Origin of the sequence: Arthrobacter sp. LAR12-1-1.1 (assembly GCF_040676555.1) — a bacterium.
Classification (GTDB): domain Bacteria; phylum Actinomycetota; class Actinomycetes; order Actinomycetales; family Micrococcaceae; genus Arthrobacter.
Genome location: NZ_JBEGIG010000034.1, coordinates 249,905 through 261,894 on the forward strand (window position 1 = coordinate 249,905; position 11,990 = coordinate 261,894).

10 protein-coding genes are annotated in these 11,990 nt (G+C 68.5%); 4 read left to right on the forward strand and 6 right to left on the reverse strand.

Translation table 11 applies throughout. The annotated features are described in order from the left end of the window. Window positions 1–13: 13 nt before the first annotated feature. Window positions 14–493 (forward strand): RrF2 family transcriptional regulator, encoded by a 480-nt coding sequence (locus MRBLAR12_RS17220; protein WP_229993222.1) that lies wholly within the window; start codon window positions 14–16, stop codon window positions 491–493. Window positions 494–540: 47 nt separating this feature from the next. On the opposite strand, the gene MRBLAR12_RS17225 is transcribed toward MRBLAR12_RS17220, so the two are convergent. After that, on the reverse strand, window positions 541–1,359 hold the full coding sequence (locus MRBLAR12_RS17225; RefSeq protein WP_229993223.1) for a purine-nucleoside phosphorylase: 819 nt from the start codon (window positions 1,357–1,359) through the stop codon (window positions 541–543). A gap of 108 nt (window positions 1,360–1,467) precedes the next feature. On the opposite strand from MRBLAR12_RS17225, the gene MRBLAR12_RS17230 reads away from it, so the two are divergent. Beyond that, a complete protein-coding gene (locus MRBLAR12_RS17230; RefSeq protein WP_229993224.1) occupies window positions 1,468–2,883 on the forward strand; it encodes an NAD(P)H-quinone dehydrogenase in 1,416 nt (471 codons plus the stop codon). A 34-nt stretch (window positions 2,884–2,917) separates the two neighbouring features. Further along, on the forward strand, window positions 2,918–3,610 hold the full coding sequence (locus tag MRBLAR12_RS17235) for a hypothetical protein (protein WP_364747285.1): 693 nt from the start codon (window positions 2,918–2,920) through the stop codon (window positions 3,608–3,610). Between the two features lie 122 nt (window positions 3,611–3,732). Here the strand turns inward: MRBLAR12_RS17235 and MRBLAR12_RS17240 are convergent, their stop codons facing one another. Next, on the reverse strand, window positions 3,733–5,190 hold the full coding sequence (locus MRBLAR12_RS17240; RefSeq protein ID WP_364747518.1) for a benzaldehyde dehydrogenase: 1,458 nt from the start codon (window positions 5,188–5,190) through the stop codon (window positions 3,733–3,735). A gap of 188 nt (window positions 5,191–5,378) precedes the next feature. Between MRBLAR12_RS17240 and MRBLAR12_RS17245 the strand changes: the two genes are divergently transcribed. Beyond that, window positions 5,379–5,906 (forward strand): flavodoxin domain-containing protein, encoded by a 528-nt coding sequence (locus MRBLAR12_RS17245; protein WP_364747287.1) that lies wholly within the window; start codon window positions 5,379–5,381, stop codon window positions 5,904–5,906. A 35-nt stretch (window positions 5,907–5,941) separates the two neighbouring features. On the opposite strand, the gene MRBLAR12_RS17250 is transcribed toward MRBLAR12_RS17245, so the two are convergent. The 4 genes from MRBLAR12_RS17250 to MRBLAR12_RS17265 all read right to left on the reverse strand — a co-directional run bounded on the left by MRBLAR12_RS17250 (window position 5,942) and on the right by MRBLAR12_RS17265 (window position 11,989). Beyond that, window positions 5,942–6,646 carry a hypothetical protein gene (locus MRBLAR12_RS17250; RefSeq protein WP_229993227.1) on the reverse strand — a complete coding sequence of 235 codons (705 nt, stop codon included), beginning with the start codon at window positions 6,644–6,646 and terminating at the stop codon, window positions 5,942–5,944. A 76-nt stretch (window positions 6,647–6,722) separates the two neighbouring features. After that, window positions 6,723–7,361 (reverse strand): hypothetical protein, encoded by a 639-nt coding sequence (locus MRBLAR12_RS17255; protein ID WP_229993228.1) that lies wholly within the window; start codon window positions 7,359–7,361, stop codon window positions 6,723–6,725. Between the two features lie 789 nt (window positions 7,362–8,150). Next, window positions 8,151–9,710 (reverse strand): FAD-dependent oxidoreductase, encoded by a 1,560-nt coding sequence (locus tag MRBLAR12_RS17260; RefSeq protein ID WP_229993230.1) that lies wholly within the window; start codon window positions 9,708–9,710, stop codon window positions 8,151–8,153. Beyond that, window positions 9,707–11,989, reverse strand: coding sequence for a molybdopterin oxidoreductase family protein (locus MRBLAR12_RS17265; RefSeq protein ID WP_229993231.1), 2,283 nt, complete (start codon window positions 11,987–11,989; stop codon window positions 9,707–9,709). Before MRBLAR12_RS17265 ends, MRBLAR12_RS17260 begins: the two co-directional genes overlap by 4 nt. Between the last annotated feature and the right edge of the window lies 1 nt (window position 11,990).

Sequence of the window (11,990 nt, forward strand, 5' to 3'; positions counted from 1 at the left end):
TAGCGTCTGGAATATGAAGATGGGCCGTGGCGTGGAATGGGCCGTGCACAGTTGCGTCAACATGGCATGGACACCGCCGGGCGAGCCGGTGAACAGCGCACGGCTGGCCGAATTCTACAGACTCCCGGCCGCTTATCTCAACAAGCAGTTTCAGTCGCTGGTCCGGGCCGGTGTGCTGGAGTCAGTCTCCGGGCCCCGCGGCGGATTTCTTTTGGCGCGCCGGCCGGAAAACATCACCGTGCTGGACATTGTGCTGGCGCTGGAGGGCCAGGACCCGGCCTTCCGGTGCGAGGCGATCCTCGGGAATGTCCCGGATCCGGATCGGCGGGATAACTTCGCACGGACGTGCCTTATTTCCCAGACCATGCGCCAGGCCGAACTCGCCTGGCGCCAGGCGCTGGCGCGCCAGAGCATCGCCGGAATCGCGGACTCGATCGAGCGGCGGTTCCCGTCGGACAAGGCAAAGGTCCTGGACTACCTGGCTGCGGAATAACCGCAGCGAGGTAGTCCAGGACCTAGCCGGCACCAGTAATGCAGTGATCAGAGCTTGGCGATGATCTCTGCGAGCAGCTTGGAAATCCGCGGTCCGGCGGCCTGGCCGGCCTCAAGGACTTCCCCGTGGCTGAGCGGCACGGGGCTGATCCCGGCGGCGAGGTTGGTCACGAGCGAGATGCCGAAGACTTCCATGCCGGCGTGGCGGCCGGCGATGGCCTCCAAGGCCGTGGACATGCCCACCAGGTCGGCGCCGATCCGTTTGGCGTACTGCACCTCGGCGGGCGTCTCGTAGTGCGGGCCGGTGAACTGGGCGTAGACGCCCTCCTCCAGGGACGGGTCCACTTCGCGAGCGAGGCCGCGGATCCGGGAGGAGTACAGGTCTGTCAGGTCCACGAACGTGGCGCCTTCCAGCGGAGAGGTGGCGGTGAGGTTGATGTGGTCGCTGATCAGCACCGGGGTGCCGGGCGTCCAGTTCTCGTTGAGCCCGCCGCAGCCGTTGGTGAGCACGAGGGCCTTGCAGCCGGCGGCCGCGGCGGTGCGTACGCCGTGAACCACGGCGCGGACTCCCTTGCCCTCGTAGTAGTGGGTGCGTGCGCCCAGGACGAGGGCCCGCTTTCCCTCTTTGGTCAGCACCGAGCGGATGGTGCCCACGTGCCCCACTACGGAGGGTGCGGAGAAGCCGGGGATTTCGGCGGCGGACAAGGTGGCGGTGGTCTCGCCGATCAGCTCGGCGGCGTCGCCCCAGCCCGAGCCGAGGACCAGCGCGACGTCATGGGAATCGACGCCCGTCTCTTCGGCGATGTAGTCGGCGGCGGCGCGGGCGGCGTCGAAAGGGTCCGTGTTCAGGAATTCTGTTGTACTCACCGGTACAAGTTATCGCGGCTCGGCCCTGCTGCCCAGCATGCGCGGCGGGACGAGCGCAGGGCCCGGATTCTTGGTGGCTCCGGTTCGGATGGTGGACAATGGTTGATTGTGACTACGCATCCTGACTTCAGCTCACCCCGCATCGCAATTCTCGGCGGAGGGCCCGGCGGCTACGAAGCCGCCATGGTCGCCGCTTCGCTGGGGGCGCAGGTCACCATCATCGAGCGTGCGGGACTCGGCGGCTCCGCGGTGCTGACCGACGTCGTGCCCTCCAAAACCTTGATCGCGACGGCGGACCTGATGACCCGCGTCGGTGAGGCGGGGGAGCTGGGCGTCAAGTTCGACGTCGACGGCGGCGACTTTGCCCCGTCGATGCGCGCGGACCTCAAGCACATCAACGACCGCCTGCTCCGCCTGGCGCGGAAGCAGTCCGAGGACATCCAGGCCGGGCTGGAACACCAGAACGTCCGCATCCTGATCGGCTCCGGCAAGCTGCTGGACAACCACACCATTGAGGTCCTGACCGCCGACGGCACCGAGACGGTGGAGGCGGACACCATCCTGCTGGCGGTCGGCGCCCACCCGCGCGAGCTGCCCACGGCGCGTCCGGATGGTGAGCGCATCCTGAACTGGGCCCAGATCTACAACATGGACGAACTCCCCGAGGAGCTCATCGTGGTGGGTTCCGGTGTCACGGGCGCGGAATTCGCCTCGGCCTACAACGGCCTGGGCTCCAAAGTCACCCTGATTTCCAGCCGCGACCGCGTGCTGCCGGGCTCGGACACCGACGCCGCCGAGGTCCTCGAGGGCGTCTTCGAGCGCCGCGGGCTGAAGGTCCTCTCCCGGGCCCGCGCCGAGACCGTGGAGCGCACGGAGGACGGCGTGGTGGTCACCCTCGGCGATGGTTCCAAGGTGACCGGCAGCCACTGCCTCGTCTGCGTCGGCTCCATCCCGAACACGGCCGGAATCGGCTTGGAGGAAGCCGGCGTCGCGCTCACCGAGAGCGGCCATATCAAGGTCGACGGCGTCTCGCGCACCACGGCGCCGAACATCTACGCCGCAGGCGACTGCACCGGCGTCCTGGCCCTGGCCTCGGTGGCCGCGATGCAGGGCCGGATTGCCGTGGCCCACTTCCTGGGCGACGCCGTCATGCCGATCAAGCTGCACCAGGTGGCATCCAACATCTTCACCTCGCCCGAGATCGCCTCCGTGGGCGTGTCCGAGGCGGAGATCGAATCCGGCAAGTACCAGGGCGACATCATCAAGCTGTCCCTGCGCAGCAACGCCCGCGCCAAGATGCGCAACCACCGCGACGGGTTCATCAAGATCTTCGCCCGCAAGGGTTCTGGCACCGTCATTGGTGGGGTGGTGGTGGGCCCGAACGCCTCCGAGCTCATCTTCGCGCTATCGATCGCCGTGACCCAGAAACTGCATGTCGACGACATTGCCAGCACCTTCACCGTGTACCCGTCGCTGAGCGGCTCCATCTCCGAAGCGGCCCGGCGGCTCCACGTTCACATGTAACAGTTCACATGTAGCAAAACCGGAGGCCGAAGCCATGCAGAGTCCCCGCTCGCTTGTTGAGCCGATGGAACAGAACTGTGCGCTGCCCTCCGGTGCGGAGGAACGCTTTGCCGGCTACGCCGTCATGGGCGTTCCGTTCAGCTCCGGCTACGTCCTGGCCTTTCGGCATTTTCCGGCGTCGTCCGTCGGCCCGGGCTACATCTCGGTCTGGATCCGCGACCCTGCCGGTGTCTGGACGATTCACAGCACCACCGACCCCGGGACCTCCTGCCCCCGCTACTTCGGCAGCGCCATCGGCTCGGCGTCCACTCGCCGGATCTCCATCCGGTGGCGCGACGGCTATTCCTTCAGCGTGGACGTCGGAGCCGGCGTGGACCTGAGCTGGGACCTGAAGCTGGCGGCGACGCCGGTCACCCGGCTTATGTCCGCGGTGTCCGGCGCCGTTCCGGAGCGGCTGTGGCGCAGCCGGACGTTCCTGCGTGCCATGGGGGCCGTTGCCGGCCCGGTGCTGGGGGCGGGGCACCTCGGGTTGACGGGCGCGGCGCCCAACGGCCAAACCTTTTTGGCGCGCCCGCGGCGGATGTGGTTCGTCCGCGATAGCAAGGCGCAGTTGCAGGGGCACAGCCTGGGACAGACGTCGGCACTGCCCGTCCAGGAACGGCTCGGGGAATTCTGGGTCCCGCAGCGCGGCATCTTCATGACCGGTTCGGTCTTATTCGAGCCCTAAGTACCGGGAGCGGCCATCTTACGGGCAGATCAGGGCGAATGACCGCCGGACATTCGCCCTGATCTGCCCGCGGAGTCCGGCTCCGCGCCATCCGCGGCGGGGAACTCCCGCATTTACCCGGCCTAAAACGGGTACGGTGCGATGTCCGGCCGCACGGTCAGCCACTGGATTTCCGTGAAGGATTCGATGTTGGCATGATGGCCGCCGATCCGCGAGCCGTTGCCCGAGTTCTTGACCCCGCCAAAGGGCGAGTTGGCCTCGTCGGACACCGTCTGCTCGTTGATATGGATCTTTCCGGAGTCGAGCCGGTCGGCGATCGCCATGGCCATCCCGACGTCGCCGAGGATTCCTATCGAAAGCCCGTATTCATTGTCGTTGGCCAGGGCAACGGCCTCGTCCACGGTGGAGAACTTCATCACCGGGGCGACGGGGCCGAAGATCTCGTCCTTCCACGCCGGGCTGGCGAGGTCGAGGTCGGCGAGCACGGTGGGCTGGTAGAACCGGCCGTCATGGCTGCCGCCGGCGGCCAGGCGCGCGCCGCCCTGCACCGCGTCCTGAACGATCGTGTCCACCCGGTGGAGCTGCTTCTCGTCGATCACCGGGCCCAGCGCCACTGTTCCGCTCTTCGGGTCGCCTACCGGTAAATGGCGGGCCTTTTCCGCCAGGGCGCTGACGTAGTCCTCGTAGATATCCTCGTGCACGATATGCCGGCCGGACGCCATGCAGATCTGACCCTGGTGCATGAAGGAGCCAAACGCGGCGGCGGAGACAGCTTTGGGGAAGTCGACGCCGGGCAGCACGATCAGTGCGTTGTTCCCGCCGAGTTCCAGATGGGCACGCTTGAGCAGCCGGCCGGCCGCCTCGCCCACTTTGCGCCCTGCCGCCGTCGACCCCGTGAAGGCGATGACGCGAACCTCGGGTGCCTCTACGACGGCCGAGCCGATCTCGGCGCCTCCGGGCAACAGGGAGAGCAGGCCGGGCGGAAGACCTGCCTCCTCGAACACCCGGACCAAGGTGACGCCACCACAGACCGCAGTGCGCGGGTCCGGTTTGAGCAGGACGGCGTTGCCAAGGGCCAGCGCCGGGGCGACTGCGCGGATGGAGAGGATCAGCGGAAAGTTGAAGGGTGCAATCACCGAAACGACGCCGACGGGCCGGCGCCGGGCGAAGGACCAGCGGCTCTCGTTCGAGGTCAGCACGTCGCCAGCTGGGAGTGAGGGCAGGGCGGAGGCGTCGTAGCATTCGTTGGCCGCGATGTGGGTTTCCAGCCCGGCTTTGGGCGGGATGCCGCCGGATTCGCGGACGATCCAGGCCTGGATTTCCGCCGAGTGTTCCTCCCAGAGCTGTCCCGCGCGGCGGAGCACGGCGGCGCGGTCCTCCGGGTTGCGGGCGGCCCAGTCCTTCTGCGCTTTCGCGGCCACCGCGGCGGCTTCGCGGACATCCTCCACTGAGGCCACGCCATAGCGGCCCAGCGTTTCTCCGGTGGCTGGTTCGACGGCGTCACCGGTCCCGCCGCGCCCGGGCCGCCAGCCGCTGAGGTAGATCTTGCCGTCCCAGAGGGCGGAGTCGAGCAGGGACATGTTGCGTCCTTTCATCGTGGGTCCTGCTTGTGTACCGGCCGGTCGAATCAGAACCGGACCGGGCCTTCGTCCATCACATGTCGGTACGCCGCCGCCGTCAAGAGTGCGGGCGTCAAGAGGGCCGTGCGTTGCCGCCCGCGGGACCTTCGGCCGTAGTGCGTCACAGCCGGGGGAGGTCAACTTGGCACATGGCCAAAATCTATATCCCCTACGGGACCGTTGAAGGACAAACAGCAAAAATCGCGGATTATATTGCCGAGGTAATCCGGGCGAACGGGCACCAGGCAGAGACGGCGGACCTCAAACATTCTGCAGACCCTCTGCCGGGCGGCTACGACGGCGTGATCGTGGCGGCCTCGGTGCACGTGGGAAAGCACGAGGGATACGTCGCAGACTTCGTCAAGAAGAACCGCGCTGAGCTCGAGCGGCTGCCTTCCGCCCTGGTTTCGGTGAGCATGGCCTCCCAAGGGGACGAGGAGACGGCGGAGGGCTACGTGGAGAAGTTTGAGCAGGACACGGGGTGGCGGCCCGCGCACGTCGGTTTGTTTGCCGGCGCCCTGCTCTATACCCACTACGGGTTCATCAAGAAGCTCGTCATGAAGAAGATCGCCAAGGACAAGGGATCCCTCGACACCGACACCACCCGGGACTATGTCTACACCGAGTGGGACGGCGTCCGGCGTTTCACCGAAGACTATCTGGCGGCATTCGCCTAGCGCGGGCAGTCAGAAGTAGGACTCAGAAGCAGGGATCAGGAGTAGGCGTACGGCGGAACGGTATCGCCGGGCGCAAAGGGCCGGTACCAGTGCTCGAAACCCAGCTTCCCGGCGTCGGCGTCGGCACTGTCCGGGCTGTCGCCGTCGTCGTCGGAGTACAGAGCGTCGCTTTCGGCGTCCTCCAGCAGGACTTCCCCGACGGCGGCCCGCCAGTTCTCCGGAAGGTCCAGTTCGTAGATTTCCTCAGTGATTTCCGCCTGATCGAGCAGGCAGCGGACGGCGAGTTCCGCTGCGAGGCATCCGGGCGCGGTCCAGCCCCGGACCAGGGACGCGGTGACATCTGCTGCGACCACGATGAACTTCTGGGTGAACTTCGCGTCGTAGCTGGCGGCGAACTGAGGCGGCAGCGAGGACAGGACGGAGGTCCCGGCGATGTCGGCCGGCGTGACAACCTCCAGCGTGCTGAGGGTGCCGAGATCGCGGAATAACTGGTCGATGAGGATGCTGGACGAGTTCCACAGGAGTCCGGCCAGCAGGCGGGTCTGGCCCACGGCCTTGTGACGGTCGTCCGGATCGACGGCGGCCATCTCGGCCAGGTCCTCGGGATCAAACTGGAGCCGCTGCTCGGCCGTCATATCATCCGGGTGCGGGTCGAGCCCGAGCAGTTCCAGGCTCAATCCGGTCAGCTTCCCGGCGTCGGCCAGCAACTCTTCGGTGATGTCGTCGTCTTCGGCGCTCATGCCCCCGATGCTACCCGCCGATTGCCCGTGGCCCGATTTGCGTTACGCGGCCGGGTTCGGCGGCGGCGCGGCAGTTTTAGGCGGCCGCCGGGTGAATGGTTCCCGACGTCGAACTGGCCCCAGCCATCCGGGCGGACAGCAGATAGGCGATCCCGCAGACCAGGGGAACCAGGCTGGCAGCGATCAGCGATCCGACCGCGCCCGACCTTCCGATGACCGTAATCAACAGCGGCAGAACCCCCAGGGCCACCAGCAGCCAGCCGGCCAGGGCGGTGAGTTTCAGCCCGAGGATGGCGGCCGGGAAAGCCAACGCGAGCACGCTGACGGCTATAACGGGGCCGTTGTCACTGAGGAAGGTGCTCAGGGCAGCGGGGTCGAAGGCGAGCCACACGCACGCGGCAATGAAGGCAGAGGCGAGGGCGAGCAGCAGGGGGGCGGTTGCCGCCGGCCAAAACCAGGCCGAGACCCCGAGGATGAGCATCGGCACGACCCAGGCGAGCGTTATCAGCGTTCCGGCTGTTCCGCCCGGCTCCTGCATCGCGAACCCGCCGATGAAGATTCCCCCGAGGACCGTGAACGCCGCCATGACGGCCGCTCCGGTGCGCGTCAGCGCGGCGGCCCGCCGCTGCGGATCCTTTTCTCGTGACATGACAACACCCATCACGACGGCGAACACAATTATTGCACCGAGCGCCAAAATAACCGGGACGTTCATGGAATGCCTCCTGCAGACGAACGGACCTCAGTCCATTGCATCGCTGCAGCAGCGGCTGCGCCAAGGGGAGAAAGGCCCGCTTCGCGACGGGGAGTCGAGTTGTGAGCGTTGAACGCACTGAACTCCGCGACGCCAGATTCCAGCGCAAAAGCGTCCCCGGCAACTTCCGGGGACGCTTTTGCGTTTGTCGGAGGTTACGGCGCAAGCAACTTGCAGCAACCGAACCCCTTCGCAATCCGGCGGGCATTCCGCCGCCCGTGGACCTCATCATCCGGACGGCGGGGAGGACCATGCGGACGACAATTCCCGTGCGGGCGATCAGGGATTAAGTCCTCTACCTCCGGGCGTGTCCCATATGCATAATGTCGCCATGTGGATCCCCGCTCTATTCCTAATCTTGGTCGTCATCTCGATACTGGTCACTTACTGGCAACTCACCTTGACCGGACTCGCCATTTGGGCGCTTGTGGCCTGGAAGAGGCACGCCGCGGCCGACACGAGGCCGAGCTACCCCCGGAAGCCCGTCCAGACCCGGCCTGTGTCTAAGCCTGTCCAGACGCGTCCTAAACCCAAGCCTGTCCAGACCCGGCCTGAGCCCAAGTCCAAGCCCCAGCCTGCCCGCGAGATGCCCGCGCCCGAATACCTGCCCAGGTGGACTGCGAACCGCCGGCTGGACGCAGGCCGCGAGCATGCCCAGTGGCAGAAGACGTTCGACAGCGCAGCGCAGTAAACGTTTCTGAACTGTGCCTCAGGCTGGTCCGGGCTCCCTGCCTTCAGGACACCCCACGATCAGGCAACCGCCCCCTGAAAGTGGGCCTCGATGATCCCCTTGATGTCGTCGTGGCAGCCGCCGCAGCCGGTGCCGGCGCGGGTGGCCGCGGATACCTCGGGCACCGTCCCGCAGCCATCGGAGGCAGCGGCGGCTATGGCCGTCCCGCTGACGCCCGCACACCGGCAGACCGTCCGGCCCGGGTCGGCGGAACCCGCGGCAGCGGCCTGGTCCGGCCCGTCCAGGCGCAGCAGCAGCGACCTGTCCGCGGGGAGTTCCGCGCCGCGTTCAAACAGCTGCACCAGCTCGGCCGAGGTGCGCGGCATACCCACGGACACGAGGCCCTCGAGCACGCCGGCCCGGGTGGTCATCTTCACGTAGCGGCCGTGCTCGGGATCGGCCCACTGGGCAATCTGCAGCCGCGCCCGGCCGTTCACGGCACCGGCCGTCAGGGCTTCCTCGTCCCACGGGTCTGCGGAAACATCCCCGGCCACGGCCATGTTCATGCCGCGGGCCTTGAGCACGATCACGCCCGGAAGCTCCGCCGCAAGGGACGGCAAGGCTTCCGCCTCGGCAGAAGCGCCGGACGCCAACAGGGTCAGATAGTCGGCGAGCCATTCGGCCTGCCGCCAGCCCGGGCCCACCAGGCCGGACGGGCCGCGCGCGGTCCGGCACTGAACGCACTCGGGGTCCGGGCAGCGGACTTCGGCGCAGTCGCCGATCGCAAAGATGTGGGGTTCGTGGTGGGCACGGAGCTTGTGGTCCACCAGGATCCCGGCGGCGGTGGAGAGCCCGCAGCCTTCCGCCAGTTCGGTCCGCGGCCGGACACCGCAGGAGAGCACCAGAAGGTCGCCGTCGATCGCGGAGCCGTCATCGAGCAGCAGGGCCGAGAAGCCGCCGTCGGGCGCGTTGTGCTCCACGCCGACCGAGCGGGCGTTGCCCGCCACCCGCACGCCGCAATTCCGCAAGGAAGCCGCGAGTACGGAGCCGCCGCCGCGGTCGATGTTCCGGCCCAGGGGGTGCGGGCCGTTGTGCACCACAGTCACGGTGGCGCCTTCCTCGGCCGCGGCGAGGGCCGTCTCCAGGCCCAGCACGCCGCCGCCCAGGACCACCACCCGCTTTCCGCCTGCAACGGCGGAATGGAGCACGGAGGCATCGCGGAGATCCCGCAGGGCGGTCACGCCCGGCGGCAGCACCGGCGCGGCCGGGTCCGGGTTGAGGCCGGTGAGGTTGGGGATGACAGGGCGCGAACCGGTGGCGAAGACGAGCCGCTCATAGCCGGGGGAGGTGCCATCGCTCAACAAAACTTGCTGCCGGGCACGGTCCACACGGCGGACGCGGACGCCCAGCCGGACGTCGACGCCGTCGGCCACCAACGCTGCCGCGTCGGCGAGGGCCAGGGCGGCCGGCGTGGTCCGGCCGACGCCAAGATCGGCCACCAGCACGCGGTTGTACGCCGCCTCGGGCTCGTCACCGATCACCGTCAGGTGGGCGATGCCGCTGCGCACGGCCGGCAACAGCTCGTCGATCAGCCGCGCGGCGACGGGCCCGAAGCCCACCACCACAATCCGCTCAGTCATGAGGTCTCCTCTGCTTGAAGAACGCGGGCCGGAACTCCGCTGCGATTGCCCGCCGCGCCCACGGAAACTGCGTCCCCGCACATCGCGCCGCCGGGAACCGCCAGGCGGATCCACACCTTGCTGGTCTTGAACTCGGGCATCCCGGATATGGGGTCCGTGGCGGACTCGGTGAGCCGGTTGGCGCTCTCGAGTTCCGGAAAATGGAACGGCAGGAACACCGTCTCCGGGCGGATGTCCGTGCTCAGTTCGGCCCGGCAGCTGACCACGCCTCGTTCGTTGGAAATCGAGACGTAGTCGCCGTCGGCGATTCCCTGGGCGGCGGCCGCGGCGGGGTGGAGCTGCAGCCGCGCCTCCGGCTGGGCTTCGGCCAGCGCGGCCACCCGGCGGGTCTGCGCGCCGGACTGGTAGTGCTCCATGAGGCGGCCGGTGATGAGGGTCATCGGCGTTCCGGACTGACCAACACCGGCGCGGTCCGCAGAGCTCGAAGAAACAGAACGACGCCGGGGCGTCACTGCCGTGAACACGGCCCGGCCGCCCGCGTGGGCAAAGGCCTCCAGGAAGAGCCGCGGCGTTCCTTCGCTTCCGGCGGGGTAGGGCCAGTAGGCGGCCTCGCCGCGGTCCAGCATGGCGTAGTCGATCCCGGAGTAGTCGGCCAGGCCGCCGGAGGACGCGAGCCGGAGTTCCTCGAACACGGTTTCCGGGTCCTCGCTGAACGCGGACGGCGCGTCCAGCATTTCGGCCAGCCGGGTCATGATCCACAGCTCGCTGCGGACACCGGGCGGGGGAGTGAGGGCCCGGCGGCGGCGCAGCACGCGGCCCTCGAGGTTGGTCAGGGTTCCTTCTTCCTCGGCCCACTGGGTGACCGGCAGGACCAGGTCCGCCTCGGCGGCGGTCTCGGAGAGGAAGAAGTCGCACACCACCAGGAAGTCCAGGCTGCGCAGGCCCGCGATCACGGCGTTCGCATCCGGGGCGGACACCGCCACGTTGGCGCCGTGCACGAAGAGGCACCGGACGCCGTCGGGCTGTCCAAGGGACTTGAGGAGTTCGACGGCGGGGAGGCCGGGGCCCGGGATCAGGGCTTCGGGCACGCCCCAGACCTTTGCCATGTGGGCGCGGGCGGCGGGATCGGTGATCTTCCGGTAGCCGGGGAGCTGGTCCGCCTTCTGGCCGTGTTCGCGGCCGCCCTGGCCGTTGCCCTGGCCGGTGAGTGTGCCGTAGCCGCTGCGCGCGGAGCCCGGCAGGCCCAGCAGGAGGGCGAGATTGATGGCGGCCGTGGCGGTGTCGGTGCCGTCGACGTGCTGTTCGACGCCGCGGCCGGTGAGGATATAGCTGCCGCCCTTGCCGGCGCCGTCGGCCAGCCGCCGGGCGGTTTCACGGATCAGACCGGCCGGGACGCCGGTGATCGACTGGACGCGTTCCGGCCAGAAGCTCGCGACGCTGCGGACCGCGGCTTCGTAACCGGTGGTCCGGTCCGCGATGTACCCGGCGTCGGCGAGGCCCTCGTGGATCACCGCGTGGGAGATCCCCAGGAGCAGGGCGAGGTCGGTGCCGGGCAACGGCTGCAGGTGCAGGCCGCCGCCGTCGGACGTGAAAGCGGCGGTGGCGGAGCGGCGGGGGTCGACCACAATCAGCCCGCCGGCGTCGCGCGCACCCTGGAGGTGCTGGACGAAGGGCGGCATGGTCTCGGCCACGTTGGAGCCGAGCATCAGGATGGTGCTGGCGGCGTCGAGGTCCGCCAGCGGGAACGGCAGCCCGCGGTCCAGGCCGAACGCGCGCATGCCGGCCGCGGCGGCCGAGGACATGCAGAACCGTCCGTTGTAATCGATCCGCGAAGTGCCCAGGGCCAGCCGGGCGAACTTGCCCAGCTGGTAGGCCTTCTCGTTGGTGAGGCCGCCGCCGCCGAACACGCCGACGGCGTCCGCCCCGTGCTCGGCGCGGGCCTGCTTCACAGCCGAGACGATCCGCCCGAGGGCCTCGTCCCAGCTGACCGGGCGGTGGACGCCGTCGGCGCCCTTGAGCAGGGGCTCCGTGACGCGGCCGGTGTGGTTCAGCAGTGAGGCCGAGGTCCAGCCCTTGCGGCACAGACCGCCGCGGTTGGTGGGGAAATCCCGGCCGGCGACTGTCAGAAGAGGCAGGGCGACGGGGGTGTCGGCCGCAGACTGCTCCGACACGGGGTCTGACCCCGGCTGGACAGCCGGGGTCAGAGCCGCTGGAGATGTGAGCGTCATGGCGCACTGCAGGGCGCAGTAGGGGCAGTGCGTGTCGGCGCCGGTGGTCATG

Bases quoted from the DNA above. Each gene is read 5' to 3' on its own strand.
- MRBLAR12_RS17235 (WP_364747285.1), top strand. From the start codon at position 2,918: ATGCAGAGTCCCCGCTCGCTTGTTGAGCCGATGGAACAGAACTGTGCG.
- MRBLAR12_RS17250 (WP_229993227.1), bottom strand. From the start codon at position 6,646: ATGAGCGCCGAAGACGACGACATCACCGAAGAGTTGCTGGCCGACGCC.
- MRBLAR12_RS17260 (WP_229993230.1), bottom strand. From the start codon at position 9,710: ATGACTGAGCGGATTGTGGTGGTGGGCTTCGGGCCCGTCGCCGCGCGG.
- MRBLAR12_RS17265 (WP_229993231.1), bottom strand. From the start codon at position 11,989: ATGACCACCGGCGCCGACACGCACTGCCCCTACTGCGCCCTGCAGTGC.
- MRBLAR12_RS17255 (WP_229993228.1), bottom strand. From the start codon at position 7,361: ATGAACGTCCCGGTTATTTTGGCGCTCGGTGCAATAATTGTGTTCGCC.
- MRBLAR12_RS17240 (WP_364747518.1), bottom strand. From the start codon at position 5,190: ATGTCCCTGCTCGACTCCGCCCTCTGGGACGGCAAGATCTACCTCAGC.
- MRBLAR12_RS17245 (WP_364747287.1), top strand. From the start codon at position 5,379: ATGGCCAAAATCTATATCCCCTACGGGACCGTTGAAGGACAAACAGCA.
- MRBLAR12_RS17220 (WP_229993222.1), top strand. From the start codon at position 14: ATGAAGATGGGCCGTGGCGTGGAATGGGCCGTGCACAGTTGCGTCAAC.